This window comes from Bradyrhizobium sp. ISRA430 (genome assembly GCF_029909975.1).
GTDB lineage: Bacteria > Pseudomonadota > Alphaproteobacteria > Rhizobiales > Xanthobacteraceae > Bradyrhizobium.
The window spans coordinates 8137079-8162886 of the sequence record NZ_CP094516.1 but is presented as its reverse complement, the minus strand read 5'-3'; the positions used below and the strand labels follow the sequence as shown (position 1 = coordinate 8162886).

Genomic DNA, 25808 nt, shown 5'->3' with positions numbered 1-25808 from the left:
ATCGAGACTCCCCTTCATGAGCGACAGCGCCCACGCACCGACGAAATCCGTGCTGACGGTGCTGCGAAGGCTGGGGCCCGGTCTGATCACCGGCGCGGCCGACGACGATCCGTCGGGGATCGCGACCTACTCGCAGGCGGGCGCGCAGTTTGGTTACGGACTGCTCTGGACGGTGTTTCTGACGACGCCGTTCATGATCGCCATCCAGCTCGTGAGCGCGCAGATCGGCCGGGTCACCGGCAAGGGCCTCGCCGCCAACGTCATGGCGCTCGCGCCGCGCTGGCTCGTGATTGCGCTCGTCGCCCTTCTCGTCGCAGCGAACACCTTCAACATCGCCGCCGACATCGCAGCGATGGCGGAGTCGCTCTCGCTCGTCATCGGCGGGCTCAACCATGAGCATGCGCTAATCTTCGCAGCCACCTCGACCCTGCTCCAGGTCTTCCTGCCCTATCGCCGCTACGCCCCGCTGCTGAAATTCCTGACGCTGTCGCTGTTCGCCTATGTGGCGACGGCGTTCACGGTCAATATCCCATGGAGCACCGCACTGCTCGCCGCGGTGTGGCCGAAGACGAATGTCAGCGCCGACTATTTCATGATGGTGGTGGCGGTGCTCGGCACCACAATTAGCCCCTATCTCTTCTTCTGGCAGGCGTCCCAGGAAGTCGAAGAGATGAACGGCAAGCACCGCCGCGCGCTGCACAAGCTTGCTCGCGGCGGCAATCCGGAGCTTACGCGAATCAAGATCGACACCACGGCCGGCATGCTGCTCTCCAACGGCATCGCTTTCTTCATCATCCTGACCACGGCGGCCGTCCTGCACGCCAACGGCGTCACCAACATCAATTCGGCAACGGAAGCCGCCGAAGCGCTGCGGCCGCTCGCCGGCGATTTCACCTTCCTCCTGTTCGGCCTCGGCATCATCGGCACTGGCATGCTGGCGATCCCGGTGCTGGCGGGCTCGGCGGCCTATGGCGTTGCGGAAATCTTCGGATGGCGCGCGACGCTGGAGGCGAAGCCGGACGAGGCGGTCGGCTTCTACACCATCATCGCGACCGCGACTGTGATTGGCTTCGGCCTCGGCTTCACTGGGATCGACTCGATCCGCATGCTGGTGTGGAGCGCCGTGCTCAACGGCATCGTCGCCGTGCCGATTATGGCGATGATGATGCTGCTCGTCTCGAGCACCACGCTTATGGGCCGCTTCAAGGCGCGGAACTGGCTGATCGCGCTCGGTTGGCTCGGCACCGCGCTGATGGCGCTCGCCGTCCTCGCCTTGCTCGGCTCGTCCGTGATCGGCTGAGGAAGAGGAGGGCCGCTAGAGCATGATCCGGAAAGGTGCGCAGCGCTTTTCCGGCAAGATCATGCTCAAACAAATAACCTAAAGCGCGATGACTTCATCGCGCTTTAGACCGGCCACACGCCGCGCCCTGCCCGCCGCGCCTACTGCACCCGCTGCGCGACGTGCTGATCCGCAGTCAGAAGCTGATCAGAAATGGCGGCTCCGCTCATGGTGAGCAGCGCCAGGATCGAAATCATGCCCAGGAATTTCAAGGCGTGAACGTCGGTTCCGATTGTGGCCAAAAAGGTCAGAGCCCGGTGCAATTTCAGGACGATCCCGGGAAAGATCGTGGCCACCCCCGGCCGGATTCCGAGGCTTTCCCGGCGAAATCGCGCGTGCTCCACCCGCCGAAAACGAGCGGCGGTGTTCTCAACGACAGCCACAAGAGCTGACGTCTCTTTACGGCGTCACGGGATTGACGGTCGAGGACGCCTTCGGACCCGGCCGATCCGGTTCGACCACCGATTTCGGGTCGGTCGGAAAGACGTCGGCGCCCGCCGCACGCGCCGCTTCGCCCGTGGTTTGATACATCGCAACATGGGCCGGCTGCACCTTGGCCCGGCTCCACGGCCCGTGGTCCACGAGCAGCATCGCGGCAATGGTCAGCCCCGCGACGATCAGCGCGATCACGCCGGGATGCCGGAGGGCTTCGTCCATGCCCAAGCAATTCCTGATGCGATTTCGTTCCATCAAGATGACCCGAGTCGTTTCCTCTCGGGGTCAATTCGATTGCTCTGCTGAGAGTTCCGCGGCCGATGGTTCAACATCGCTCCTTGCAGGCCGGATTTCTGACATCCGGCCGGGGATCCCGAACGAACCCGTCGCGGTTCGGCATCTTGATTGCCGCGAGTGATTTCGCATCAAGCGTCGCGTCCGCCGCAACCAGCCCGTTCAGGCTGAGAAGATAGGCCGACACCGCATAGACGTCGTCGTTGCTGAGCGACTGCGGCGCGTTCTGCGGCATGGCGCGGCGAATGTAGTCGAACAGTGTGGTCGCATAGGGCCAATAGCTACCGACCGTCCGGATCGGCTTGGCCATTCCAAGCGTCCCCTGCCCACCGACCAGCCGGTCGCCGACACCGCCCTCGCCCTTCTCGCCGTGGCAGGAAGCGCATTGCTGATCGAACACCTCGCGTCCGTGGCTGACTGTGCCGCGGCCCTGCGGCAGATTGCTGCCATCGCGCCCAATATCGATGTTCCAGCCCGCGATCTCAGCCGGCGCCGCCGGCCGTCCGATGCCGTAGGCGGTTTGCGCCCGTGCGCTCGCCACGCAGGCCAAGACCAGGATCGCGAACGCGACGCACCGAAGCTCACGCCTGCGCATTGGCCACCTCGCCGTTCGCCGCGATTCGCCAGGGCCAGATTGCATTGTTGTGATAGAAGTGATTGTCGCCTCGCACTGCGAGCAGCTCGGCGAGCGTCGGCTGCACATAGCCGGTCTCGTCGATGGCGCGGCTCTGGATCACCGCCGGCTGACCATCCCATCGCCAGGGCAGACGGAAGCGTGTCAGCGCACGCGTCAGCACCGGCTCCTGCAATTGCGCGTCCTGCCAGTTCTTGCCGCTGTCGACCGACACCTCGACACGCGCGATCTTGCCGTGTCCACTCCAGGCAACGCCCGTGATTTCGTGGAAACCTGGCGCTGTCAGGCGCTGCCCGCCCGAGGGACGCGTGATGATCGACTTGGCTTCCATGTAGAAGCTGAATTCACGCGCGCTGCCGTCCGGCATCAGGTCGGTGTATTTCGAGGTCTCCTCGCGCGAATAGATCGGCTCCGCCGTCACATGCAGGCGCCGCAGCCATTTCACATTCATGTTGCCCTCGAAGCCTGGCAGCAACAGCCGCAAAGGATAACCCTGCTGCGGGCGCAGCCGCTCGCCGTTCTGGCTGTAGACCAGCATCGCGTCCTCCAAGCATTTCTCGATCGGGATGCTGCGGGTCAGCGCGGCGGCGTCGGCGCCTTCTGCGACTACCCATTTCGCCCCGGGCTGCAGTCCGGCCTCCTGGAGCACCAGCTTCAGGCTCACACCGGTCCATTCCGCGCAGCTCAAGAGACCGACGAGATCCGACGCCGTCTTGCCGTAGGGCTTCGTGTAGACGGGGTTGCCGGAGCATTCGAGAAAGTAGATGTGCGACTCCGACGGAAAGCGCCGCAGTTCGTCCATGGTGAAGATCAAGGGACGGTCTACGAGGCCGTGCAGCATCAGCCGATGTTGCGCGGGGTCGATCGTCGGGACGCCACCGTGATGGCGCTCATAGAACAGGCCATTCGGCGTGATGATGCCGTCGAGCTCCTGCAACGGTGTCCGGCCCGACGCGGAAATGTATTGCTTGAGATTGGGTGAGATGTTCTTGACGACGTTTTTCTCGAATGGCGACGGCGAGCCATAAGGCTGGCTTCCCATCGGCTCGCCCGGCGCCCTCATCCATTCGGGCACGTTGGGCGGAAGGTTGTCCGTTTCAGCGGCCGCGGACACGCCTGCGCCGAGAACAGCGCCACTCACCGCCGCGGTACTGCCCTGCAGGAAGCGTCGGCGTGAGGCCTTCGCAAGATCGTCGTTGGCGCTTCTTGTGCTCATCGCGGGTCCTCGGCTGGCGTTCGGCACGCATAAGACCTTCCGAGAAGCGCTTTTGCAATTCGTCCGCGTTTCAAAAGCAGGCGGATTTCGATCAGGACTGATCTAAATCCGCTTGCGGCAACAGCAGTTCCGTTCTTTGCGACGCACAATGCCTGGCCAACGGGTCCGTCTCACTCGCCCGGCGCAATCGCGTTGCTCGGCGTGGGCCGGTCGGTGATCTGCTGCCCGAACAGACTGCCGATCAGCTCGACGGCGGTGCGGGCAGTGCGCCCGCGCTCGTCGAGGAATGGATTGAGCTCGACGATGTCGACCGACCCTACCAGCCCGCAATCGTGCAGCAGCTCCATAATCAGATGTGCCTCGCGGTACGTTGCCCCGCCCGGCACCGTGGTGCCGACGCCCGGTGCGACGCAAGGGTCGAGAAAGTCGACATCGAAACTGACATGCAGCACGCCGTTTCTCACCTTGACGCGCTCGATCACGCGCCGGATCAGCACGGCGACGCCGAACTCGTCGATCTGGCGCATGTCGGCAACCCTGATCCGGCGCGCGCGCATCAGATCCCTCTCGAGCTTGTCGATCGATCGCGTCCCGAACAGATCGAGCCTGTCGGGATCGATCGAGGCACGCGGATCTTCACCCAGCAGGCCGTCGAGGCCCGGCTCGCCACACAAAAAAGCCGCCGACATGCCGTGCATGTTGGCCGTGATCGTCGTCTCCGGCGTGTTGTAATCAGCATGCGCATCCAGCCAGAGCACAAACAGCTCACGTCCGCACTCGCGCCAGTGGCGAGCCATTGCGTTGACCGAACCCATCGACAACGTGTGATCACCGCCAAGAAAGATCGGGATCGCGCCGGTCTGCGCGATCTCATAGCCGCGGCAGCTCAGCATGCGCGTCCAGCGCTGGATCTCCCGGTAGTGATTGGCCTTTGCGGGCGGCCTGTCGGCGAGATCTGCTAGTTCGGCGACGGAGAGATCGCCGTAGTCAACGACCTCGAAGTCGAGGCTCTCGAGCAATGTCGTAAGGCCGGCGGTACGCAGCGCCGCAGGTCCCATCAAGGTACCACGCTGCGAAGCTCCCATGTCGATGGGCGCGCCGAGCAAGGCGATGCGCCGGGCTCGATCCGTCATGGTCCGGTCGGTCACGGCAATCTCCTGGGTCAGCAAGGTTGAACCTTGAGGTCGTGCCTCGAGGTATTGCCTGGCGCCAGCCTAACAGAGATTCGTGCCCGTCGTTTCACGGGGAGCCAATCTCCGCTCTGGAACTAAATCCCTGGCGCCGAATTGCCAGCCCAAGGCCGGCACCCGCCGTTGATGACGGCGCCTGTCGCGGATAGCCAAAGGCCTTTCGGCCCGCTGTTCAAAACGAGCGCACGCGCGGATAGCCAAAGGTGCCGGTCTCAAACTTATCGTCAGGCGTGGAGGTCGCGAGCTTGAGCACGGAAGTACCGCAGCCCAATCCCCAGCCCGGCATGGCCGAGCGCGCCATCGACGCAGCAACCGACGTGTCGCGCACGATCGGCGAAGTCGCGGGCGGTTTGCACGCCGCAGTCGATCGCCTCACCTTTGCAATCGAGCAAGCGCGAAGGCCCGGCCGGCCGCTCGCAACCGTCGCGGCGATCACGCGCGAAGCGCCTCTGGCCAGCCTCTTCGTCGCCTTTCTCTTTGGCGTTGCGGTCGCGCGCCGGCGCTAGCGATCGGAATCCGCCGCGTATGTTCGTTCAGGCGGCGCAGACGAAGCGCTTCGGCGGGCATCGGCCGGCCGAAGAAATAGCCCTGCCCTTCCGCACAGCTCCTGGATCCGCCTGAACATGTCCAGCACACGCCTCTCGTCGAGCAGCAGGATATCCTCGGTGACCTCGAGTTCGAGCAACGAGGGCGTGAGCCCCGTCGCGTCGAGGAGCTCCGCAACCGTATGCGCGAGATCGCCGGAGTGAAGCTGCGACGGCGACAGGTTGATTGCGACACGGGCATTTCGGCCGGACAACTCCCAGGCCCGCGCCTGCCGGCAGGCGGCCTCCATCACCCAGTTCGTAATCCGCTCGGATAGTGCCGAGGTGGACCACCGGCATGAACTCACCGGGCGAGACGTAGCCGCGTACAGGATGCCGCCAGCGGATGAGCGCCTCGGCCCCCACCAGGCTGCCATCGACCAGACGAGCCTGCGGCTGGTAGAGCAGTTCGAACTCGCCACGGTCCGCGGCGAGAGCAAGCTCGCTTTCGAGCGTCAGCCTGTTCTCCAAGTCTTGCCTGATGGTACTTTCGAAGATCACATGGCTGCTCGCGCCGCGTGGCCTCTGCCTTGGACAGCGCGAGATGGCTGTTGCTCAAGAGATCGTCCGCGCTGTTGCCGCCCTGCGGGCCAGCAGCGTGCCCTTCATGTCGCAATGGTCGGCACTCACTCTCACGCTGGCAGGGGCGCTCACGCTCTCCAGCGCGCTGCGTCTCTGCCTGGAGCGCGGCAAGGCAGGCTGTCCCTAGCGTCAGCTTTTTGCGCTGCACGCCCCCCGCGCGGCCCTTTTGGGCGCCGTCTCTCACCGACTTGCCTAAATTTAATCCCTTAGCCTGCTCACGATCGCTCGATCCGGGAGTTCCCAATGACCATGTTCAGTCAAAAGTGATTGAGATGGAACAATGAAGAGGGTGTTTGCGATCCTGGCTTTCCTCTGCGTGCTGGGCGTCGGCCAATATTTCGTCGTCTCCAAGTTCGCCATTCGTCACGAGACGCTGAGTCTGTTCGACGCCGCGCGCCAGCGGCCGATCACGGTCGACCTCGCGGTGCGGCGCGACTACGAAACCAAGGCCAATCTTGGCCTCTGGAAGCTCCCGCTCGCCATTATCAGCAACGGTAACACCGTGAAGGCCACCGAGTATTCGTTCCTTGCCAACGCGCTCGCGGCGCGCGGCTATCTCGTCACGAGCATCCAGCAGGACCTGCCGAGTGATCCGCCGCTGATGACTCATGTCGGAGAGCCCTATGTCGGCCGGCGTCAGGTCTACATCCGCTGCGAGGCCAACATTCTTTTCGTGCTCGGCGAGCTTAAGAAGCGGCAGGAGAACGCCGAATATGATCACATCACGCTGGTCGGCCATTCCAACGGCGGTGACGTCTCCATGTATGTCGCTCATCAGCATCCGGAGCTGGTGTCGAAGGTGATCACGCTGGACAATCTGCGCGTTCCGTTCGTGCTCAACGACCGCTTGAAGATCCTGTCGTTCCGCTCGAAGGATCCGAATTTCGTGACCGACCCCGGCGTCCTGCCAACGGCGGAAGAGGCCAAGGCGCGCGGCATCGACATTGTCCATACCGGTGCGCAGCATACGGAGATGAGCGACCGCGGACCGGACGCCGTCAAGGAGAAGATCCAGGCGACGCTTGACCGCTTCCTGCGCGACAGCGCCAGCAGCGCGCTCGCGCCGGCCGATACGACCAGTCCGATGATCATGAATCCCGCCGATTACTAGCCCACCTGCCTTGCGCCAGATCAAGGCGCCTCCGGTTCGGGCGCGATAGGAAGGCCACCTCGCATCGGAGGGGCATATGCCGTACCATATCGAGAGCCTTGGCCTGTCCGCGGCCGGAGCGGCGGAGCTGCTTCATCGACTCTATCGCTCGGTCCGCAGACGGCTCCGATCGATCATCGCCCGCATTGATCTCTCACAGTTCCCGGGATCGTGCTGCGGCTGAGTACGATGTTTTGCCACTGCCGCAAACGCAAATCCCTGCCGGTTGAACCGACAGGGATTTGCGCAGGCGGCGGCTGACTCAGGACTTACTTTTGCCGGACTGCATGAAGCTGCCGGTCATTTGGCGCATATGGTCGCCGGCACTGGTGAACTGGCTGCGCAGGAATTCTGACTGGATCTGCATGGCTTCCTGAAGGTCGGTGGCATGAACGAGCTTGCGTGCGTGCTCGAACGCCGACTTCATGTTCTGCTCGGTGAACGCGAGCGCCTGCTTCGACACCTCCGTGCCCGCGCCCGGCACCGTCGACATCGATTTGGTGGCGGCTTCGAAAAACATGCCGAATGCCTTTTCCGCCTGGTCGATCGTCTTCTCGGCCAAGTCGCGCAATTCGGCCGGAACTTCGATCTTCGGTTCGATCATGTCGCACTCCTCCCTCTTTTTCTTACTGATTATCACACTTGGCGCATCGGCTTCCAGCGGCCAGACCCGGCGCCAGGCACAATCGGGCGGCCCGGCTATACGGCGGCACGAACCAAGGACAGGCGCGGCGCCGGCGCGTGGCCTGCCTTACGAGAGGGGACGCTCGGGGAGGGATTCGTCAGTGGCGAGGTCTTCCACGAGCTTGATGACCTCAAAACGCTGCCGGGGCGCAAGCTTCAGAAACGCACGCAGTAGGCGCAGGCTTTCGACGGTACTGCTTGCGGGCGCGCCGAGCTTGAGGTGCAATTCAGCCGCGAAATTGAAGTTCTTCATCTCGCACCTATGACAGGGGTCGGCCTTCGTTGGTCGTACGTCGCGGTCTGGCTCAAGAATCGAACGCCATCGCGGCGAAGGATTCTCGGCCGGGGGCACCTCAGGGAATTGGCACGCTAAACCGCACATCCAAGCGGATGGCCGATCGGTTGCAACTATGCCAAGAAACAACCCCTCAGGCAAGCCAAACCATCAGCGCAGCGACGCCTCGCCAGCATCGCACTACGGCAATTCCGGATAACAGGAATATGCATCGACGTCACCCACCTGCGTCAAGAAGCGGCATCGCTCCACACGCCCGCCTTGATCGACCTCAATGCCGTGGCATTGCTCTTTGCTTTGTGTCTGAATGTGAACTGAGCTGCGGTTCGCAATCGACTTGAGCGATCGCTTCCGATCGGGGTTGTCGAAGCCCTGGGCCGACCCGCGCCAGCTTCTTCAGCGTATACACGTAATTGTTGAGTCCGATCTCGGACGGTTGCATCGCCGACGAAACGAAAGTCGATCTCGCAACCGATCCGTTTCATTTGACGCGTCCCTTGAAGCCGCACCTTGGCCTCCGCTCGCCGCGCCATGGTTCATCGATCCCAATCCGTGAACCGCCATTCAAGTTCGGACGACCAAGCCGTTGCGAAACGGCCACGCAGATCACGGGCGCCATGGCTGACTGACCTCTTCGATTCGGGCGCGCCTCAGCACCAAAGGACGACGGCATGCTTTCTCGCTGCGATGTCATCAAGGGCACCACGGTTGCGCTCCTCACTCTCTGGATACCCGTCGCATGGGCGCAGGAGACCAAAATGAACCTCTTCAAGATCGTCACCATGAAGGACGAAATCATCGTAGGATTGTCAGCCGAGGAGCTGCAGACACTCGGCGGCAATGATGCGAGCGCCGTTGCGCACGCGCTGGCGCAGAAGGGCGACCTCACCGTCTGGCAGTACAACGTGCGTCGCGGCCAGAACGGCGAGTTGCAGCAGGCGCCGACCGCCAAGATCGGGCTCCTGGCCAACGCCTCGCTCCGCGTCGAGCCTTATGCGACGCCGTACCAGATCGCGCCGCATCCGTAAGCGGCAAACGGGCACGCCGGCGGCCTGCCGCTCTCATCGGCGCCTTTCCGCGCGCGGCGTTCCCGTTTCCGTCGCAAAGCCGTAGACCAGCGCAAGCCGGTCGAGACATTCGCGGAACCGCCGCGCGAAATAGTCGTTCCAGCGCTGGCTGCGCACGGCGCGGCGCTGCCCGATCTGATCCATGGTCAGGCCCAGGACCAGCACGTCGTGCACCAGCGCGGCACCGTCGGTGCCGAGCTCGCGCTCGACGCGGTTCAGCCGCAGCACCGCCTGGCGCTGACTCTCGGTAACCGCCTCGCGCATGCGCGCGCCGTCGACATATTCGCGGGTCGGATCTACCGCCTGGGGACCACGCTCCGCCCGCTCCCAGTCGTTCTGGAAGGCGCGACCACCGCGGTATTGCGCCTCGTCGATCTGGTGATGGGAATAGAGCCGGCCGAGCGGATCGGTGCGGATCGAGCGCATCGCGACGATCTTCTCGCCCGGTTCGAGCGCCAAGGGATCATCGACCTCGATTTCGGCCACTTCGGCATTGAACGGCAGATCGCACGCGCGCCGATCGTAGAGCTTTGCCAACCTGTAGGACTTGTTGCGTCTGGCGCGTATCACACGGACACTCCTTGAGAAATTGACGATGGAAACGATGGCCGTCAGGCGGCTGAAACGAGCCTCAGCACGACGGGGACCGTGGTGCGCGCGCCCGTGCCGGGCCCGCGCGTCAGATGAAAATGCGGCGCGCAATAGCTCGCGCCAGGCTGCTGGGGATGACCGCAGAAAGTGATCTCCTCTCCGTCCTTGTCGCCGCCATAGGGATAGCGGCAGTCGCCCGGCGCAAGTTCGAGCAGCGAGATCAGGCGCGGCTTGATGCCCACGCAGCGCAATTTCACCGGCCCGGCCGGCTTCGTCGCTGATTTCGGCGGCACGCTCCAGCTCTGCAACGCCTGCGGCCGCGGTAGAAACGGACAGGGCTCGCCGGGAAAGGTCGGGACGATCGATGGACTCTTCATTCGCGAGGGCGCGGCGAGCCCGAGCCGCTTGGCGCGGCCGACCACCGCATTGCGCGTATAAGCCGTTCCGAATCTTGAGTTAATTTCTCTTCCGATCTCCGCATAAGACATGCCCTTGAGAAAATAGTCGCGAAGCGCGTCGGAGTGCTCCGACGGCCAATTGCCCGGTTCCATGCTGCTGTCCTGTGATGCGCCCCTCTCCGGCCGCACGGCCGGGATGGCGAAACACACATTCCGGTATTCCGAAGTTCAAGTCAAGCGATAATTCTGATATTCATAATTGCATCAATTCCGAATTTCGGATTAGAAGAGACGAGGCCATGGGCAATCGAGGGAATCACCATGTTGGACGTTGCGATGATCGAGCGGGGTCTGGAGAAGACGGGCAAGAGCAAGGGCGGGCTAGCGGCGGCGATGGGCGTGCGCCCGGGTGCGGTGTCGGAAATCCTCGGCGGCGAACGCCTGGTGAAAGCGTCGGAAATTCTGCCGATCATGGAATACCTGGAACTGAATCTTGCGCCGATCATGGGCCGGGTCGGCGCCGGCGCCGTGATCGAGCCGGATTTCGAGCAGGTTCCGCCGGAGGGGCTAGGCGAGATCGTGCTGCCTTTTCCGATCATGGAAGAAACCGTCGCCTTCGAGATCGTCGGCGATTCGATGCTGCCCAAATACGAGAGCGGCGACGTGATCGTGGTCTACAAGGACCAGCGCTATCCGCTGTCGAGCTTCTACGGCGAGGAGGCCGTGGTCCGGCTCAAGACCGGCGAACGCTATCTCAAGACCATCGAGCGCGGCAAAAGCCCGTCCGTGGTCAACCTCACCAGCTTCAACGCCAAGCCGATCGTCGGCGTCAAGCTGGAGTGGGTCGGTGAGATATGCCTTTCGATGCCCAAGGGCCAGCTCGAGCGGCTGCGCGCGAAATCCGCGCGTCCGCGCAAGAAGGGCAGGTAAGCGGAAACTGGCGCCGATTTCCGATTCTTGGAAATCGCGCTTGACTAAATTCCGTTTTTCGGAAAAACTCTGCCGCAAGCTCGCGCCACGCAGGCCGCGGCAGGGACAATTTGATGCAATATTTCGTCGTGATGATCGACTATGGGCGACGCGGCCGCGAAGCGATCGTCGATCCCGAGATCACGCGGCGCGAGGTCATCTCGCGCGTCGCCTCGGGTGAATACAGCAACATTTCCTTCATTCACGAGATCGCGGATAGCTCGGTCGAAGACGTGACCGAGGCCATCCTGACTGAGGCCGCCCTTCCCCGGGTTCCACCTGACGAGATCGACCTCCAGGCGATCCGCCTCGATCATGCCCGCGACCTGCGCAAGCATGAACGGACGTGACGCAGACGTCGAACGCCTGCGCCATCGTTCGATCGGACCTCACACCAGGAGCACGGTCGATCCCGTCGTCTTGCGGGCAGCAAGATCGGCATGCGCCTTGGCGGCGTCCTTCAGCGGATAGGTCTGGTGTACCTCGATCTTGACCGCGCCGGACTTGACGACGTCGAACAACTCATTGGCCATCGCCACGAGATTCTCGCGCTTGGCGGCGTAGGTGAACAGCGTCGGCCGGGTGACGTAGAGCGATCCCTTCTGCGCGAGAAGGCCGAGATTGAGCGGCTCGACCGCGCCGGAGGACTGGCCGAACAGCGCCGCGACACCGAGCGGCGCGAGGCAGTCCAGCGACTTCAAGAACGTGTCCTTGCCGACGGAATCGTAGACCACCGGCACCTTCTTGCCGCCGGTGATCTCGTCGACCCGTTTCACGAAATCCTCGCGCGTGTAGATGATGACATGGTCGCAGCCATGCGCCTTGGCGAGCTTGGCCTTCTCCTCGTTGCTGACCGTGCCGATCACCGTGGCGCCAAGATGCTTGGCCCACTGGCTCAGGATCGTTCCGACACCGCCGGCCGCGGCATGGAGCAAGATGGTGTCGCCGGCCTTCACGCGATAGGTCTGCCGGATCAGATATTGCGTGGTGAGGCCCTTCAGCATCATCGCCGCCGCGGTCTTGTCGTCGACGCCGTCAGGCAGCTTCAGCAGCCGATCCGCGGGAATCAGCCGCGCCTCGGAATAGGCGCCGAGCGGCGAGGCGCCATAAGCGACACGATCGCCGGGTTTCAGGTCCGTGACGCCGGAGCCGACCTCCTCGACGACGCCGGCCGCCTCGCTGCCGAGCCCGCTCGGCAATTGCGCCGGGTAAAGGCCCGAGCGGTTGTAGATGTCGACGAAGTTGAGACCCACGGCGGTGTGACGGATACGCGCTTCGCCCGGTCCGGGCTTGCCGACGCTGACCTCCTCCCAGACCAGGACTTCCGGACCACCGGTCTTGTGAAAACGAATAGCATGCGTCATGGGCGTTGCTCCCTTATTGTTGGAGTTGAGGGTCGGATCAGCGGTTCGGGCCGTGAAATAGGCATTTAATCCGCCCGTTACAGTACAGGGACGTAACAAGAATGTCACAGCGAACGACAAACGCCCATTGTTCCAGCTCTGTTCGAAAGAGTTGATGACGGTATCGGGGCGCTCGGCAGTACCTTCTGCGCGGGGTTCGGTGGTTGTCTGCGAAGGAGACCCGAGATGCCAGCCTATGTACAGCATCATCAGGATATCGATATCGCGCCCGTGAATTGCCCGACCTGCATGGGGTTCCTGCCAATGTACGTGCGCGAGGTCGAGCCGCATTGGAGTCTTGCTACGATCGACTTCGTCTATGAATGCGCCGATTGCGGCGCCGAGCTCAGGCAGACTCTCCACAAACCGGAGGTGCTGCGGCACTGACGGGGCGTATTTCTCCCCGTGATCTATTTGCGCTAAGCGGAAAATCACCCCGCTCGCGCGGATCTGGCTTCTCCCAAACGAGGCTTGTTCTTTGCCGGGAACGCAGGCAGAACAAGCCTCAAGCAAGACCTTTGGGAGCGCCCATTCGTGGCTGATCAGAAGGCCTCGACCTCGATCGAGGCAGTGGAGAGCGGCCTCGCCGCGCAGGGCTACATCGCGAGCCGTCAGATCGCGACCGCCGTTTATTTGTCGCAACAGATCGAGAAGCCGATCCTGGTCGAAGGCCCCGCGGGTGTCGGCAAGACCGAGCTTGCCAAGGCCATCGCCGCTTGGCGCGGCATGAAGATGATCCGCCTGCAATGCTACGAAGGCCTCGACGAGGCCAAGGCACTCTACGAGTGGAAGTATGCAAAGCAGCTTCTCTATACCCAGATCCTCAAGGACAAGTTGGGCGAAGTGCTCGGCGGGGCACAGACCTTGCACGCCGCGCTCGACCAGCTCCACGACTTCGGCGACGTGTTCTTCTCCAAGGAATTTGTCGAGCCGCGGCCACTGCTCCAGGCGCTGGAGCAACCCGGCGGCTGCGTCCTGTTGATCGACGAGATCGACAAGTCGGATGCCGAGTTCGAATCGCTGCTGCTGGAGATCCTGTCCGATTTCCAGGTCACGATTCCCGAGCTCGGCACAGTCTCCGCGATCACACCGCCGACGGTCATCCTCACCTCCAACAGCGAGCGTGATCTCGGCGACGCCTTGAAGCGGCGCTGCCTGCACCTGCATATCGGCTTCCCTGAGCAGCGGCTCGAGGAGCGCATCGTCGAGAGCCGCGTGCCCGGCATCTCGCAAACGCTGCGCCGGCAGATGGTCGGCTTCATCCACGAGATCCGCACGCTCGACCTGAAGAAGCTGCCCTCCGTCAGCGAAACCATCGACTGGGCGCGCGTGCTGGTGCTGCTCCAGGCCGCCGAGCTCGATACCGAGATCGTCAAGGACACGCTCAACGTGCTCTTGAAATACGAGGCCGATATCGAGGCGGCGGCGCCCCAAGTTACGACTTTCATTGCCAAGGCGGCGCGGTCCAACGTCTTCGGTTGACGCCGATGCGCGAGAACCTCCATCGTTTCTTTCGAGCGGCACGCGGCGCCGGCGTCCATGTCTCGCCTGCCGAAAGCATCGATGCGATGCGCGCGGTCGCCCAGGTCGGCTTCTCCGACCGCGACGTCTTGCGCGATGCGCTGCTGTTGACACTCGCCAAGTCGCAGGACGAGAAACTCGCGCTCGGCGACTGCTTCGATCTGTTCTTCAGCCAGCCGGAACCCCGGCAGGAGCAAGCCGGGGCCGGTAACGGCGATTCAGCGCAAGAGGCGGATCAATCTCCCTCGTCCGGTGTGGCCAGCGACGCGGGCGGCAGTGAACCTCCCGAGGGACTGGGCCCGCTCGCACAGATGCTGCTGTCGCAGGACCGCAATGCGATCGCCGCGGCGATCGCCAGCGCCGCTGGCGCGGCCTCGCTATCCGACATCCGCTACTCCACCCAGCGCGGGATCTTCTCAAGCCGCATCCTCGACGCCATGGGCCTGCAGCGGCTGCGCGACGACCTCGATGAATTGACCGCGACCAACCCCTCGCTGGCCGAACGCCTGCGCGCCGCCCTCGACGGCTTGCGCGAAGCAGTCCGCGATACGGTGTCGCAGGGGCTGGCGCTCTACGCCCGCGAGGAGGCCGAGAACCTCCGCAACGAGATCCTGCGCAACGCGCCGCTCGCGCGCATCGAGCGGCGGCAGGTCGAGGAAATGCGCGCGCTGATCCGCCGGATCGCGCGGCGCCTGCGCGAGCGCTATTCGAAGCCGCGCAAGCGCCAGCGCCGCGGCCATCTCGACGTGCGCCGCACGTTGCGCCGCAATGCCGCCTGGGGCGGCGTGCCCTTTCTCACCGCCTGGAAGCGCAAGCACCGCGACCGGCCGAAGATCGTTGCGCTCTGCGACGTCTCGGGCTCGGTCGCGCAGGTATCGGATTTCTTCCTGCTCCTGATCCATTCCCTGCATGAAGTGGTCGACGACGTCCGCTCCTTCGCCTTCTCCTCGCACCTGATCGAGGTCAGCGACATCCTGGAGATGAAGTCGCCCGAAGACGCCATGGCCGAGATCATGTCCAAGGTCGGCTTCGGCTCGTCGGACTACGGCTCCGCGCTCGTCGATTTCGAAAAGGAGTGGATGAGCACGCTGACGCCGCAAACCACGGTCATCGTGCTCGGCGACGCCCGCAGCAACAATCTCGATCCCCGCGCCGACATCTTGCGCCGCATCTCCGAACGCTCGAAACGGCTGGTCTGGCTCAATCCCGAAGGACGCCTCGCCTGGGGTTTTGGCGATTCCGAGATGCCCCGCTACGCGACTTTCTGCAGCGTGGTGCGTCAATGCGCCACTGCGCAGCAGCTCGAGCGCGCGGTGTCCGATATCGTGGCGACGTATCAGTAAGCCGCGATCGCGTCAGCGGAAAACACAAGGCCGGCGCTCAGCCCCGCATCAACTCGGCGTGCGCGAGGTTGCACTCCCGGAAGTGATCGGCAATTTCGTCCAGCGCGCGCTGTTTCCATTCCTCGGCCTGCGCGAGCCAGAAACCCCGGCGCTCCGAATCGAGCGCAGCACGCACCCGACAGAGGGACTCCTGACTGCGAATCTCTACCAGCCTGTTCATGCACTCCACTCCTGCCGCGTGTGAAGCCATTCCCTGATATCACCGTAACAGAGTCTTGAACAACGCGTCTCGGATTTCTGTGCACATCGCGACGCAGAATGGGACACGGCGTTTCCTGTGCACCGCGGCAATTCGCAGCGCAACATCAATTGCAGATCAGCAATTAGTGATCAAAGGCAGGAACGATCTTCGTCCACGAACGATCTTAACACTTGTGGTGCAATGAACTGCGGCAATTTGTGAAGAGACGTTCTAAACGCCCCACCGAATTCCGGACTCAATGTCGTCGCATGGTCTTCATGCACCGCAGCTAAGTGGTGCCCGCGAACGATACTATCGCTTGAGGCAGCATGAGCAACGACGTCGACTTCGACCTTTCATCGGACCAATGGGAAGCACTGAAGGCGCTTCGCAATCCGGCATCGACTGGTCACCTCTCGAAGGCGTATGTCGTCGAAGGACTCGCCAAGCTCGGTCTCGTCGTCATCGACGACGGCGTGCCGGCATTGACGCCGACCGGACGCAAGGTCCTGGTGCGGGGATCGTGCCGACTGCTGGACGTCGCCGCATGAAGGCTGGCCGCTGCCGCGCTCTTGTGGCCGCTCGCAAGTCGCCTATGCGGGCATGCCGAAGAGAATGCAGACAGGACTTCCAACCTGGACGGTTCGGTCCGTCCTCACGAGGCGGCCGCTGTCGGCATCGCGCTCGAAGAGCACGACGGCGTCGCTGTCTTCATTCGCCACGAACAGGAATTTGCCTGTAGGCCCGAGCGCGAAGAAGCGCGGTGTTTTTCCACCACTTGCGCTCCAGCCAACAGGCGTCAGTCGTCCGCTCGCAGCGTCGACGGCGAAGACCGCGATACTGTCGTCGCCGCGATTGGAGGCGTAAACGAAGCGTCCATCGCCCGACACTGCGATCTCGGCCGCGCGGCTGTTGCCGGTAAAGGCATCAGGCACCGCGGAGACGATCTGGAACGGCGCAAGCGCGCCGGTTGCCGGATCGAAGCGGTAGCCGGTGACAGTCGAATCGAGCTCGTTGATCACGTAGGCGAGCCGCCCGCCCGGATGGAACGCAACATGACGTGGACCGGCTCCCTCGCGCGCCTGCACAGGTTTCGTGGCCAGGACGAGCTTTCCCTTCTCGGCATCAATCCTGTAGGTGAAGACGAGGTCGAGCCCCTTGTCCGGCACCACAATGAACGCGCCCGATGGATCGAACTCGACCTGATGCGGCTTGGCGAACGGCTGCTCCACGCGATGCGGCCCGATCTTGCCTTCCAGCTTGACGAGGTCGATTACGGCGCCGAGCGAGCCGTCGTCCTGCCGCGGCAGCAGCGCAAGCGTCGAAGTGATGTGATTGGCGACCACCACGAAGCGGTTGGTCGGATCGATCGCGAGATGGACGGGGTTCTTCCCTTCCGTACCCTGCCGATTGATCACGGCGAGCTTGCCGCTCACAGCATCGATTGCCATCGCCGTGATGTCGCTGAGGTCGCCATGCACCGTGTAGAGGAAACGGCGCGTCCGGTCGAAGGTGAGAAACGATGGATTGACGAGGTCGCCGAGAAGCTGGACGTGGCGCCAGGTGCCTGTGGCATTGTCCATCGCGTAGACATTGAGCCCGTCGCCGCGGGCATTGCGCTCTCTGGTGGTGCGCGCCCCGACATAGACGAATGAGCGTGAGCCTTCGATCATGCTGTTCTCCGGATGGGACTTCCGCGTTTGAGAGAGCACCGGCACGCCGGACCATGCGGTCGCGAAGGTGCCGACGGCGAGAAGGCGCGCGAACGTGCGCCGCGATAGAGGCGCATCCTCAGCGTGGATTGACGACTCCGGGCCCGCAATAAAATCCATAGGCATCACGCTCCCCCATATTGCTTTTTATTTTTTAAAACACAATTCTAGACAAGACGCAAGAACGCCCGGCGACGCTTGTGCCGCGCGTGCTGGTAAGCGACATCTCTTCACATCAGGATCAACCCGAGTCGGCCAATGCCACGTCCCAATCTCGCGACCCAGATGACCGCGCGGATCCTCGACTACATCCGCGCCAACGGCCTTCAGGCCGAGCAGCATCTTCCGAGCCAGACGCTGGCGGATGCGCTGCGCGTCTCGCGCGCGCCGATCAACGCGGCGCTGCAAATCCTCGAAGACATGCAGGTTGTCCGCTCCGAGCCCAATCGCGGCTTCTTCCTGGTCAAGAGCGCCGCTGAGCTTCCCGACCTGCCGGAGGCGGAGGACGCCGAGCCGGAGCGCGAGGATGAATGGTACTTTGCCATCGCCGAGGACCGCCTTGCGGGAAAGCTGCCGGACAAAGTCAGCGAGAACGAGCTGATGCGCCGCTACGGCCTCTCACGCACGCGTCTTTTGAAGATCCTCACAAAAATAGCCGATGAAGGCTGGATCGAGCGCCTGCCCGGCAATGGCTGGGAATTCGGCCCGCTTCTCACCTCGCGCGAGAGCTATCAGCAGGGCTATCAGTTGCGCGTCGCGCTGGAGCCGCAGGCACTGCTGCTGCCGAGCTTCGAGATCGATCGCGCGGCGTTCGTAGCCGCGCGCGAGCAGCAGCAATGGCTGCTCGACGGCGGCTACAAGCGCGCGTCGCGCTCGGAGATTTTTGCTGCCAATGCAGAGTTCCACGAGATGCTGGTCGGCTGCGCGCGCAATCCGTTCTTTCTTGATGCCGTGAAGCGCGTGAACCGGCTGCGTCGGCTGGTGGAGTACCACATCACGGTGGACCGCAGTCGCCTGCCCATCCAGTGCCGCGAGCACATCAACATCCTGACATTGCTGGAAAAAGGCCTGCACCAGGAAGCCTCGGACTTCCTTCGCGTCCACATCGAGGGCGCCGGCCTGATCAAGGTCCCGAAGGTCTGAAAGCGGCACTATTGCATTTTATATTATAAAATGCATACATCCCCACAAGGCGCCGCCTGTGGGGGAGGTTGGCGTTGCCTGAAAGCCCCAAGGAATCGCAGCAAGGGAACGCCAATGTCCGCCACGGCAGCGACCATCGAGCAATCCACCGCGCGCAAGGTGTTCTGGCGCATCGTGCCTTATTGCTTCGGCCTCTACGTGATCTCCTATCTCGACCGCGCCAATATCGGCTACGCGGCACTCCAGATGAACAAGGAACTCGCGCTGTCCAGCGAAGCCTTCGGCTTCGCCGCCGGTATCTTCTTCATCGGCTATTTTCTGTTCGAGGTGCCGAGCAACGTCGCCCTCAACAAATACGGCGCGCGTGTCTGGATCTCGCGTATCCTGATTAGCTGGGGCATCGTCGCGACCGCAAGCGCCTTCGTGCAGAGCGCGACGCAGCTCTACATCCTGCGCTTTCTTCTTGGCGTTGCCGAAGCCGGGTTCTTCCCCGGCATCATCATCTACCTGACCTACTGGTTCCGCGCCAAGGAGCAGGCAACGACGGTTGCACTGTTCACGGCGGCCATCCCGGTATCCTATCTGATCGGCGCGCCCCTGAGCACCTGGATCATGGACCATGTCGCCGGCTTCGGCTTGAGCGGCTGGCGCTGGATGCTGCTGCTGGAAGGCGGCCCCGCCATCGTCGCCGGCATCGTCAACTTTTTCATCATGACCGATCGACCCGAGCAGGCGAAGTGGCTCACGCCGCAGGAGCGCGACTGGCTCACGGAAGAGCTGCGCAAGGATCAGACCGGCCGTCGCAATGTTCAGCATCTCGGCATCATCGCCGCGATCACCAACCCGAAAGTGCTGTTCCTGTCGGTGATCTATTTTATCTACCAGGTCGGCAATCTCGGCATCGGGCTCTGGATGCCGCAGATCATTAAGGGCCTCTCTTCGACGCTGACCAATTTTGAAGTCGGTCTCGTCGCGATGCTGCCTTACGCGTTCGCAACCGTGGTGATGGTGCTGTGGTCACGCAACTCTGACCGGACCGGCGAACGGCAAAGGCATTCAGCGATTCCGCTATTGTGGGGCGCAATCGCGCTCGCGCTGACCGGCCTTGTGGTCCAGCCGGCGATTGCGATGACGCTGATCTCGCTCTCGCTCGCCGGCATCTACGCCTTCAAGTCGCCGTTCTGGTCGTTGCCCGGCCTGTTCCTGACGCGCTCGACCGCGGCCGTGTCGATCGCGGCGATCAACTCCATCGGCAATCTCGGCGGCTTCGCCGGCCCCTACGCCATCGGCGCAATCAAGGATTGGACCGGCAGCACCTATGGCGGGCTGCTGTTCCTCAGCGGGTTATTGTTCGTGTCGTTCCTGATGACCTGGTTCGCCAGGATGGAAAACGCCGATGAGGCACAGACGCAACCGGCCGAGCAACATGCCTGACTGCACGGTCAGGTCCTAACGATGATCGATTTCGCAACGCTGCTGAGCGGGTCGCAGACCTATCGCATTGCCGACATGGCGGCCGTAGCGGGCGAGGATCTCCCTCGCCTGCCCGTGATCCTGCGTATCCTGCTCGAAAACGTCCTGCGCAACAGCGGCGGCGACCGCGATGAATCGGTTGCCGCCATCCTCGGGTGGCTCGCCAGTGGACGCAGCGAGAGCGAGATCGCCTTCCAGCCGTCGCGCATACTCATGCACGACACGACCTGCGGGCCTGCGCTGGTGGATATCGCGGGCTTGCGCGCGTCACTTTCCGAAGCCGGCGGCGATCCGACCCGCCTCAATCCGGTGCTCCCGGTCGACATATCGACCGATCACTCGCTCGGCGTCGACGTGTTTGCGCAGCCGGACGCCATAGCGCGTAACATGGCGCATGAACTCACACGCAATGGCGAGCGGTATCGCTTCATGAAATGGGCGAGCCAGGCGCTGAGCGGTGTACGCGTGCATCCGCCCGGCACCGGCATCATGCACACGCTGAACCTCGAACGGCTGGCAAGCGTCGTCACGACGTCGAGCCGCAACGGCGAGACATGGGCCGTTCCCGACACGCTGATCGGCACCGACAGCCACACACCCATGATCAACGGGATCGGCGTGCTTGCCTGGGGCGTCGGCGGGCTCGAGGCCGAAAGCGTGATGTTCGGCATGCCTGTGACGATGCGCGTGCCCGATGTCGTCGGCGTTCGCCTGACCGGACGCCCGCGTGAGGGCGTGCTGGCGACCGATCTCGCGCTGACCGTCACCGCGCGCTTGCGGCAGGTTGATCTCGCCGACCGTTTCGTCGAGTTCTTCGGACCCGGCGTCTCCGCGCTCTCGGCTGGCGACCGCGCCGTCATCGCCAACATGACGCCGGAGTTCGGCGCCAACTCCGGCTACTTCCCGATCGACGGCCGGACGCTCGACTATCTCGGGCAGACCGGCCGGTCGCGCGAACAGCTCGCCCTGGTGGAAGCCTATGCGCGCCATCAAAAGCTCTGGTTCGATCCCGAGGCGACGCCGCGCTACACCGAGACGATCAGCATCGATCTCGACGCGGTCGAGGTGAGCCTCGCCGGCCCGCGCCGACCGCAGGATCGTATCGCGGCCGGCAATACCGCCGAAGCGCTGTCGCTGGAACGCCGCTTTGCAGGCACTGATGCGGATCGCGCAAGCCCGCCGGCCGATGGTGCGGTCGCGATTGCCGCGATCACGAGCTGCACCAACACGTCGGATCCGAGGCTCCTGATCGCCGCGGGTCTCCTCGCCCGCAAGGCGCGCAGCCTCGGGCTCAAGCCGCCCGTCTGGGTGAAAACATCGCTCGCCCCCGGCTCGCCGACCGCGGAGCGCTACTTGCGGCGCGCCGGCCTGCTCGACGATCTCGCGGCGCTCGGCTTCGGCATCGTCGGCTATGGCTGCACGACCTGCATCGGCAATTCCGGCCCGCTGGCGCCGCGCATGGCCCGCGCCATGGCGGAACAGCAAATGACGCCGGTCGCCGTGCTGTCAGGCAACCGCAATTTTCCCGGCCGCGTGCATGCCCAGATCGAGCACGCGTTTCTCGCTTCGCCTCCGCTGGTCGTTGCCTTCGCGCTGGCCGGCGATGTCGCACGCGACATCCTGCGCGATCCGATCGCGCACGATACGGCCGGCATCGAGGTGCGCCTCGCCGACATCTGGCCGACGGGTCGCGAGATCGATGCCGCGCTGGCGATCGCGCGCGACACGAGCGACTACTCCAGCGCCTATGACGCCGCGGAAGCAAGCGCCGATTGGGCCGCGTTCGAAGCTCCCGGCGCGGCACTGTTTCCCTGGGACGACGCCTCCACCTATATCCGCCGCCCGCCATTTGCGGACTTCGGCTCCGGAACACGCCTCGGACATTACGCGGCGACGCCGCTCCTGGTGCTCGGCGACGACATTACGACAGATCACATCTCGCCCGCGGGCGCGATCGCGGCGAATAGCGAGGCGGCCCGCTACCTCGTCGCACGCGGCGAGGATCCAAACGACCTCAACGTCTTCGCCGCGCGCCGGGGGAACTGGGAGGTGATGCTGCGTGGGCTCTTTACCAACAAGAGCGTGCACAACCTCCTCGGCCCCGACCTGCCGGCGGGACAGACGATCCTCGCCGCCTCCGGCGAGCGCGTCTCGCTCGGGCTTGCCGCCGAGCGCTATGCGGCGGAGAAGCGCCCGGTTGTCATCGTGGCCGGCGAGCGTTACGGCATGGGCTCCTCGCGCGACTGGGCTGCGAAGGGCGTCGCGCTGCTCGGCGCGCGCGCCGTGCTTGCGACGAGCTTCGAGCGTATCCACCGCTCAAATCTGATCGGGATGGGCATCTTGCCGCTACGGTTGCCGCCGGATCGCCGACCGCAAACGCTGGGCTTAAGGCCGGACGACAGGCTCGAGATCGACGCGCCCTCTAAAACGCTCAAGCCGCGCGCGGCGATCACCATTCGCATCTTGCGAGACGACGCCGAGATCGACTGCTTTGTTGCGATTGCCGCGGTAGAAACCAACCTCGAATGCGCGACTCTGCGCGTCGGCGGATTGCTGCCGCTCATCTTGCGACGGCACTCGGGCGGGTCCGGCGTCTCGGCCGGCACGGGGGACATCGCTCCGGCGGGTTAGTCATTCCAATGGAGCAGCGGCGTTCCGAACGCCCTGCTCCAGACGGACAGGAAGCGGGGAAACCAGGAGTGAGCCACGGCTCCCCGATAGGCCCAGGTGCGGTATTTCAGACCTTCCTCCGACAACAGCTCCTGATATCCGCCGTGGACCTCGGTCGCGGTACGAATGTCCTTTGATATCCCCTGGGCGTAGGACCGATAGACATCGCTTCCTGAGAATTCATCGTAATCCAGCATGCGATCGGCAAATTCGACGTTGAACGTCGGCCAGGAGGAACGTCCCTGGTAGGCGGGAGCCGCAATCTTGTGGATCACCTTGTTCCGTGGATTATCCGCGGACACCAGGAAGTGGAATGTCCCGGGTACGCGAAAGCGCGGTTCGGCGAGGACAAGATCCGTCGTGGCCGCGAACAGCTCGCGTTCGCGCGTTTCGCTCAGATCCCAAAAGCCATGATGCACATTGACGAAATCCAGGGCGACGGAAGATGCCGGCGCACCCGACGGGCCATCGAGGGAATGCCTGATATAGCCCTCCTTGCCGAACAGACGGAGCAGGTCTTGCTTGTATTGCGAGAGTTCGCGCCCGAGCAGCGGCTTCAGCTCGCATCCGTCGATGACTCCGAGTTGCACGCCCCACACAAACGTCGTGTAGACGCATGCGTTGGTCACGAAACGCCTGCGTTCAGCGCGGGTGTCCGTTGCCGCGGAACGAGGTGCCGTGACATCGCAAAGCAAATACCTGACGCCATCACGATCGAACGGCTCCAGCTCACTTGCGAGCCGCAATATCGCGCGCTTCAGGTCGATGCCGTATTCGGCCAGCAGCAGACGGCCGGCATGGGCGCATTGTGACATCGCCAGATAGGACGTTTCCCTCCGGTCGGCGCTTATCATCTGTTGCAGACCGGCAAGAATGCCCAGCAGCGTGTCCGAGGGGCGTGAAAAGTAGTTCACGCCGAGATACCGCGCGCGGCCTGCCGGGACGATGGTCGTCGTGACGACGTTGGCGCGAACCGCCTCCAGCATCAGGCGGACGCTCTTTTCGAGCAAGCGAACGCGCCGGATCGCGTCCTGCGAATCCATGATGGTTTCGGGATCGAGCACGTCGGGATAAAACCAGGCGAAGTCGCGCGGGTAGTAGGCGGATGCATGCGGCGCTCCCGTGACGAGGAAGGACTCGGTCACAGAAAACGCCTTGTTCATCGAGGACCGGTAAAGGTCCTCGATCGCCGAGGACAAATGATGCGACTCTCTCAGGAAACGATCACCGAGAAAATTCACCGCCTGAAGCGCGTTGGCGATCCAGGTCGCCGCTACGCCCTGGTAAAATCGATTTGCGCGATCGGATGGAAAGGAAATGTCGCTGTTCATATTCGTGATCGGATGATGTCGTGTGATCTCGAAGGCTGGCCGTCAGCCCCCTAAACAAGCTTGATTCGTATCTCTACCCGATGACTTGCGGGATGGTAACTTGCGGGCCATCGTCATCCCGCGTCGGCATGCCCTTCCCGCGGTCGGAAATTCTCGATCACCCTGAGCAGCACGCGGGCACCGGCATCGGCGTCGGCGAGCTCGACATGCTCGTCAGGGTGATGGCTGATGCCGCCGCGGCAGCGTACGAAGATCATGGCGACGTCGGCGATGTCGATCATCGCCATGCCGTCGTGGCCGGCGCCGCTCGCCAGTTCGAACACCTGGCAGCCTTCGGCTCCGATCGCCTCCGCGATCTGCGCCTTCAGCCACGGCGCGCAAGGCGCGGTGCGGTTCTCATGGGTGACGTCGAGCTGCAGCGCGAGTTGCCGGCGCTTTGCGATCGCCTCGATCTGGCGGACGATTTCGGCCACCGCGCGCTTGCGATGCATGTCGGTCGGCGCGCGCATGTCGATGGTGAACGACACCTCGCCCGGAATGACATTGGTCGCACCCGGCCTCGCCTGGAGATAGCCGACGGTGCCGACCAGCCCATCCTCGTCGGTGCGGCAGAACTGCTCGATCGCGCCGATGCACTCGGCCGCGCCGGTCAGGGCGTCACGCCGCAGCGCCATCGGCACCGTCCCGGCGTGACCGGCCATGCCGGTCAGCCGCGCCGCGAGCCGCGTCGCGCCGGCAATCGCGGTGACCACGCCGACAGGCAGGTGCCGCGCTTCCAGCACAGGCCCTTGCTCGATGTGCAGCTCGAGATAGGCGAGCAGCTCGCGCCGTGCGCGCGCGGCGGCGCCGATATGGTCGGGATCGAGACCGAACTGCACGAGCGCCTCGCGCATCGAGACGCCGTCACGGTCACGCGCACTCAAGACGCTTTCATCGAAAGTCCCGGCCACCGCGCGGCTGCCGAGCAATGTCGAGGCGAAGCGCACGCCCTCTTCGTCGGCGAATCCAATAACCTCGATCGCGAACGGCAGGCGCTTGCCGCGACGGTTGAGGTCGGCGACGCAGGCGATCGCCGTGATGACGCCCAGCGGCCCATCCCATTTGCCGGCGTCGCGCACCGTATCGTAGTGCGAGCCCAGCATCAGGCAAGGTGCGCCTGGCCGCGCGCCCTCGTAGCGGCCGCAGACGTTTCCGATCGCGTCGAGACGGGCGCTCATGCCGGCCTCGCGCATCCAGCCGAGGATGAGGTCCGCGGCCGCACGCAGCTCCTTGCTGAGATAGATGCGCGTGAGCTTGCCCGTCTCCTCCGAGATCGCAGCAAGCTCGTTGATGCGACGGACTATCTCTTCGCCGAGCGATGCATCCTGAACGGCGGTACCAGCAGCCATCTCGGTCAAGCTTCCCATCCTGGGGACTGCGCCGAGGCGCAAGTCCTGGTGACAATCGATACAAGTTCGGTGCCAGCGAAAAATCCGTGGCCGGCGCCCGCCCCAGTCGGTGACTGGTTAGCACGGTTGCCGCGGCCGGCAGACCGCTCAGCCAA

The 25808-nt window shown here is 63.6% G+C and carries 28 protein-coding genes and 1 pseudogene; 14 read left to right on the top strand and 15 right to left on the bottom strand.

Annotation, left to right across the window (positions count from 1 at the left end; genetic code table 11):
* The first annotated feature begins 16 nt into the window (after positions 1–16).
* Positions 17–1300: a divalent metal cation transporter gene (locus MTX21_RS38190; RefSeq protein ID WP_280969583.1), complete on the top strand. Its 1284-nt coding sequence runs from the start codon at positions 17–19 to the stop codon at positions 1298–1300.
* Between the two features lie 140 nt (positions 1301–1440).
* Here MTX21_RS38190 and MTX21_RS38185 read toward each other — a convergent pair whose 3' ends face one another.
* From MTX21_RS38185 to rocF, 5 genes are all read right to left on the bottom strand, one after another.
* Positions 1441–1722 carry a hypothetical protein gene (locus tag MTX21_RS38185; RefSeq protein ID WP_280969582.1) on the bottom strand — a complete coding sequence of 94 codons (282 nt, stop codon included), beginning with the start codon at positions 1720–1722 and terminating at the stop codon, positions 1441–1443.
* A gap of 16 nt (positions 1723–1738) precedes the next feature.
* Positions 1739–1996, bottom strand: coding sequence for a hypothetical protein (locus MTX21_RS38180; protein WP_280969581.1), 258 nt, complete (start codon positions 1994–1996; stop codon positions 1739–1741).
* Between the two features lie 103 nt (positions 1997–2099).
* Complete coding sequence (locus MTX21_RS38175) at positions 2100–2663, bottom strand: cytochrome c (protein WP_280969580.1); 564 nt, start codon at positions 2661–2663, stop codon at positions 2100–2102.
* On the bottom strand, positions 2650–3918 hold the full coding sequence (gene soxC, locus MTX21_RS38170; protein ID WP_280969579.1) for a sulfite dehydrogenase: 1269 nt from the start codon (positions 3916–3918) through the stop codon (positions 2650–2652). The genes MTX21_RS38175 and soxC overlap by 14 nt, the downstream gene beginning before the upstream one ends.
* A gap of 170 nt (positions 3919–4088) precedes the next feature.
* Complete coding sequence (gene rocF, locus MTX21_RS38165; protein WP_280969578.1) at positions 4089–5066, bottom strand: arginase; 978 nt, start codon at positions 5064–5066, stop codon at positions 4089–4091.
* 287 nt (positions 5067–5353) lie between these two features.
* On the opposite strand from rocF, the gene MTX21_RS38160 reads away from it, so the two are divergent.
* A complete protein-coding gene (locus MTX21_RS38160; RefSeq protein WP_280969577.1) occupies positions 5354–5614 on the top strand; it encodes a hypothetical protein in 261 nt (86 codons plus the stop codon).
* 95 nt (positions 5615–5709) lie between these two features.
* Here the strand turns inward: MTX21_RS38160 and MTX21_RS38155 are convergent.
* Positions 5710–6281: pseudogene (locus MTX21_RS38155) on the bottom strand (EAL domain-containing protein); the annotation flags it as partial.
* Here MTX21_RS38155 and MTX21_RS38150 point away from each other — a divergent pair.
* Both MTX21_RS38150 and MTX21_RS38145 read left to right on the top strand, forming a co-directional pair.
* Positions 6237–6401 carry a hypothetical protein gene (locus tag MTX21_RS38150; protein WP_280971199.1) on the top strand — a complete coding sequence of 55 codons (165 nt, stop codon included), beginning with the start codon at positions 6237–6239 and terminating at the stop codon, positions 6399–6401. The pseudogene MTX21_RS38155 and the gene MTX21_RS38150 sit on opposite strands and share 45 nt — an antisense overlap.
* 153 nt (positions 6402–6554) lie before the next feature.
* A complete protein-coding gene (locus tag MTX21_RS38145; protein ID WP_280969576.1) occupies positions 6555–7385 on the top strand; it encodes an alpha/beta fold hydrolase in 831 nt (276 codons plus the stop codon).
* A gap of 301 nt (positions 7386–7686) precedes the next feature.
* Here MTX21_RS38145 and MTX21_RS38140 read toward each other — a convergent pair whose 3' ends face one another.
* Both MTX21_RS38140 and MTX21_RS38135 read right to left on the bottom strand, forming a co-directional pair.
* Positions 7687–8028 (bottom strand): phasin, encoded by a 342-nt coding sequence (locus MTX21_RS38140; protein ID WP_280969575.1) that lies wholly within the window; start codon positions 8026–8028, stop codon positions 7687–7689.
* A gap of 147 nt (positions 8029–8175) precedes the next feature.
* Positions 8176–8361: a hypothetical protein gene (locus MTX21_RS38135; protein ID WP_280969574.1), complete on the bottom strand. Its 186-nt coding sequence runs from the start codon at positions 8359–8361 to the stop codon at positions 8176–8178.
* Between the two features lie 713 nt (positions 8362–9074).
* Between MTX21_RS38135 and MTX21_RS38130 the strand changes: the two genes are divergently transcribed.
* Positions 9075–9431 (top strand): hypothetical protein, encoded by a 357-nt coding sequence (locus tag MTX21_RS38130; RefSeq protein WP_280969573.1) that lies wholly within the window; start codon positions 9075–9077, stop codon positions 9429–9431.
* A gap of 33 nt (positions 9432–9464) precedes the next feature.
* On the opposite strand, the gene MTX21_RS38125 is transcribed toward MTX21_RS38130, so the two are convergent.
* A complete protein-coding gene (locus tag MTX21_RS38125) occupies positions 9465–10040 on the bottom strand; it encodes a hypothetical protein (protein ID WP_280969572.1) in 576 nt (191 codons plus the stop codon).
* A gap of 41 nt (positions 10041–10081) precedes the next feature.
* Positions 10082–10612, bottom strand: a complete 531-nt coding sequence (locus MTX21_RS38120) for a GcrA family cell cycle regulator (RefSeq protein WP_280969571.1) — start codon at positions 10610–10612, stop codon at positions 10082–10084.
* Positions 10613–10780: 168 nt separating this feature from the next.
* Here MTX21_RS38120 and MTX21_RS38115 point away from each other — a divergent pair, with 168 nt between their 5' ends.
* Positions 10781–11389, top strand: coding sequence for a S24 family peptidase (locus tag MTX21_RS38115; RefSeq protein ID WP_279376023.1), 609 nt, complete (start codon positions 10781–10783; stop codon positions 11387–11389).
* Between the two features lie 113 nt (positions 11390–11502).
* Complete coding sequence (locus MTX21_RS38110; protein ID WP_280969570.1) at positions 11503–11778, top strand: hypothetical protein; 276 nt, start codon at positions 11503–11505, stop codon at positions 11776–11778.
* 39 nt (positions 11779–11817) lie between these two features.
* Here the strand turns inward: MTX21_RS38110 and MTX21_RS38105 are convergent, their stop codons facing one another.
* Positions 11818–12792 (bottom strand): quinone oxidoreductase, encoded by a 975-nt coding sequence (locus tag MTX21_RS38105; protein WP_280969569.1) that lies wholly within the window; start codon positions 12790–12792, stop codon positions 11818–11820.
* 225 nt (positions 12793–13017) lie between these two features.
* On the opposite strand from MTX21_RS38105, the gene MTX21_RS38100 reads away from it, so the two are divergent.
* The 3 genes from MTX21_RS38100 (at position 13018) to MTX21_RS38090 (ending at position 15695) form a co-directional block, all read left to right on the top strand.
* A complete protein-coding gene (locus MTX21_RS38100; protein WP_280969568.1) occupies positions 13018–13218 on the top strand; it encodes a hypothetical protein in 201 nt (66 codons plus the stop codon).
* A 147-nt stretch (positions 13219–13365) separates the two neighbouring features.
* Positions 13366–14313, top strand: a complete 948-nt coding sequence (locus tag MTX21_RS38095) for a MoxR family ATPase (protein WP_280969567.1) — start codon at positions 13366–13368, stop codon at positions 14311–14313.
* A 5-nt stretch (positions 14314–14318) separates the two neighbouring features.
* Positions 14319–15695 carry a VWA domain-containing protein gene (locus tag MTX21_RS38090; RefSeq protein ID WP_280969566.1) on the top strand — a complete coding sequence of 459 codons (1377 nt, stop codon included), beginning with the start codon at positions 14319–14321 and terminating at the stop codon, positions 15693–15695.
* Positions 15696–15732: 37 nt separating this feature from the next.
* Here MTX21_RS38090 and MTX21_RS38085 read toward each other — a convergent pair whose 3' ends face one another.
* Entirely contained in the window at positions 15733–15915 is a 183-nt protein-coding gene (locus MTX21_RS38085) for a hypothetical protein (RefSeq protein WP_280969565.1), read from the bottom strand.
* A 350-nt stretch (positions 15916–16265) separates the two neighbouring features.
* On the opposite strand from MTX21_RS38085, the gene MTX21_RS38080 reads away from it, so the two are divergent.
* Positions 16266–16487 carry a hypothetical protein gene (locus tag MTX21_RS38080; RefSeq protein WP_280969564.1) on the top strand — a complete coding sequence of 74 codons (222 nt, stop codon included), beginning with the start codon at positions 16266–16268 and terminating at the stop codon, positions 16485–16487.
* A gap of 42 nt (positions 16488–16529) precedes the next feature.
* Here MTX21_RS38080 and MTX21_RS38075 read toward each other — a convergent pair whose 3' ends face one another.
* Positions 16530–17609: a lactonase family protein gene (locus MTX21_RS38075; protein ID WP_280969563.1), complete on the bottom strand. Its 1080-nt coding sequence runs from the start codon at positions 17607–17609 to the stop codon at positions 16530–16532.
* A gap of 297 nt (positions 17610–17906) precedes the next feature.
* On the opposite strand from MTX21_RS38075, the gene MTX21_RS38070 reads away from it, so the two are divergent.
* The 3 genes from MTX21_RS38070 (at position 17907) to acnA (ending at position 22895) form a co-directional block, all read left to right on the top strand.
* A complete protein-coding gene (locus MTX21_RS38070) occupies positions 17907–18791 on the top strand; it encodes a GntR family transcriptional regulator (RefSeq protein ID WP_280969562.1) in 885 nt (294 codons plus the stop codon).
* Positions 18792–18905: 114 nt separating this feature from the next.
* Positions 18906–20225 carry an MFS transporter gene (locus MTX21_RS38065; protein WP_280969561.1) on the top strand — a complete coding sequence of 440 codons (1320 nt, stop codon included), beginning with the start codon at positions 18906–18908 and terminating at the stop codon, positions 20223–20225.
* A gap of 21 nt (positions 20226–20246) precedes the next feature.
* A complete protein-coding gene (gene acnA, locus MTX21_RS38060) occupies positions 20247–22895 on the top strand; it encodes an aconitate hydratase AcnA (RefSeq protein ID WP_280969560.1) in 2649 nt (882 codons plus the stop codon).
* Here acnA and MTX21_RS38055 read toward each other — a convergent pair.
* Both MTX21_RS38055 and MTX21_RS38050 read right to left on the bottom strand, forming a co-directional pair.
* Complete coding sequence (locus MTX21_RS38055) at positions 22892–24265, bottom strand: hypothetical protein (RefSeq protein WP_280969559.1); 1374 nt, start codon at positions 24263–24265, stop codon at positions 22892–22894. The two genes, acnA and MTX21_RS38055, sit on opposite strands and share 4 nt — an antisense overlap.
* A 113-nt stretch (positions 24266–24378) precedes the next feature.
* The gene (locus tag MTX21_RS38050) at positions 24379–25653 is read right to left on the bottom strand and encodes an allantoate amidohydrolase (protein ID WP_280970918.1); all 1275 of its coding nucleotides are present in this window, start codon (positions 25651–25653) and stop codon (positions 24379–24381) included.
* Positions 25654–25808 lie beyond the last annotated feature (155 nt).

Excerpts from the sequence above, each read along its gene's own strand:
- MTX21_RS38190 (WP_280969583.1), top strand. The coding sequence starts at position 17 with ATGAGCGACAGCGCCCACGCACCGACGAAATCCGTGCTGACGGTGCTG.
- MTX21_RS38180 (WP_280969581.1), bottom strand. The coding sequence starts at position 1,996 with ATGGACGAAGCCCTCCGGCATCCCGGCGTGATCGCGCTGATCGTCGCG.
- MTX21_RS38175 (WP_280969580.1), bottom strand. The coding sequence starts at position 2,663 with ATGCGCAGGCGTGAGCTTCGGTGCGTCGCGTTCGCGATCCTGGTCTTG.
- soxC (WP_280969579.1), bottom strand. The coding sequence starts at position 3,918 with ATGAGCACAAGAAGCGCCAACGACGATCTTGCGAAGGCCTCACGCCGA.
- MTX21_RS38150 (WP_280971199.1), top strand. The coding sequence starts at position 6,237 with ATGGCTGTTGCTCAAGAGATCGTCCGCGCTGTTGCCGCCCTGCGGGCC.
- MTX21_RS38145 (WP_280969576.1), top strand. The coding sequence starts at position 6,555 with ATGAAGAGGGTGTTTGCGATCCTGGCTTTCCTCTGCGTGCTGGGCGTC.
- MTX21_RS38140 (WP_280969575.1), bottom strand. The coding sequence starts at position 8,028 with ATGATCGAACCGAAGATCGAAGTTCCGGCCGAATTGCGCGACTTGGCC.
- MTX21_RS38135 (WP_280969574.1), bottom strand. The coding sequence starts at position 8,361 with ATGAAGAACTTCAATTTCGCGGCTGAATTGCACCTCAAGCTCGGCGCG.
- MTX21_RS38130 (WP_280969573.1), top strand. The coding sequence starts at position 9,075 with ATGCTTTCTCGCTGCGATGTCATCAAGGGCACCACGGTTGCGCTCCTC.
- MTX21_RS38120 (WP_280969571.1), bottom strand. The coding sequence starts at position 10,612 with ATGGAACCGGGCAATTGGCCGTCGGAGCACTCCGACGCGCTTCGCGAC.
- MTX21_RS38115 (WP_279376023.1), top strand. The coding sequence starts at position 10,781 with ATGTTGGACGTTGCGATGATCGAGCGGGGTCTGGAGAAGACGGGCAAG.
- MTX21_RS38110 (WP_280969570.1), top strand. The coding sequence starts at position 11,503 with ATGCAATATTTCGTCGTGATGATCGACTATGGGCGACGCGGCCGCGAA.
- MTX21_RS38105 (WP_280969569.1), bottom strand. The coding sequence starts at position 12,792 with ATGACGCATGCTATTCGTTTTCACAAGACCGGTGGTCCGGAAGTCCTG.
- MTX21_RS38100 (WP_280969568.1), top strand. The coding sequence starts at position 13,018 with ATGCCAGCCTATGTACAGCATCATCAGGATATCGATATCGCGCCCGTG.
- MTX21_RS38090 (WP_280969566.1), top strand. The coding sequence starts at position 14,319 with ATGCGCGAGAACCTCCATCGTTTCTTTCGAGCGGCACGCGGCGCCGGC.
- MTX21_RS38085 (WP_280969565.1), bottom strand. The coding sequence starts at position 15,915 with ATGAACAGGCTGGTAGAGATTCGCAGTCAGGAGTCCCTCTGTCGGGTG.
- MTX21_RS38080 (WP_280969564.1), top strand. The coding sequence starts at position 16,266 with ATGAGCAACGACGTCGACTTCGACCTTTCATCGGACCAATGGGAAGCA.
- MTX21_RS38075 (WP_280969563.1), bottom strand. The coding sequence starts at position 17,609 with ATGATCGAAGGCTCACGCTCATTCGTCTATGTCGGGGCGCGCACCACC.
- MTX21_RS38070 (WP_280969562.1), top strand. The coding sequence starts at position 17,907 with ATGCCACGTCCCAATCTCGCGACCCAGATGACCGCGCGGATCCTCGAC.
- MTX21_RS38065 (WP_280969561.1), top strand. The coding sequence starts at position 18,906 with ATGTCCGCCACGGCAGCGACCATCGAGCAATCCACCGCGCGCAAGGTG.
- acnA (WP_280969560.1), top strand. The coding sequence starts at position 20,247 with ATGATCGATTTCGCAACGCTGCTGAGCGGGTCGCAGACCTATCGCATT.
- MTX21_RS38055 (WP_280969559.1), bottom strand. The coding sequence starts at position 24,265 with ATGAACAGCGACATTTCCTTTCCATCCGATCGCGCAAATCGATTTTAC.
- MTX21_RS38050 (WP_280970918.1), bottom strand. The coding sequence starts at position 25,653 with ATGGCTGCTGGTACCGCCGTTCAGGATGCATCGCTCGGCGAAGAGATA.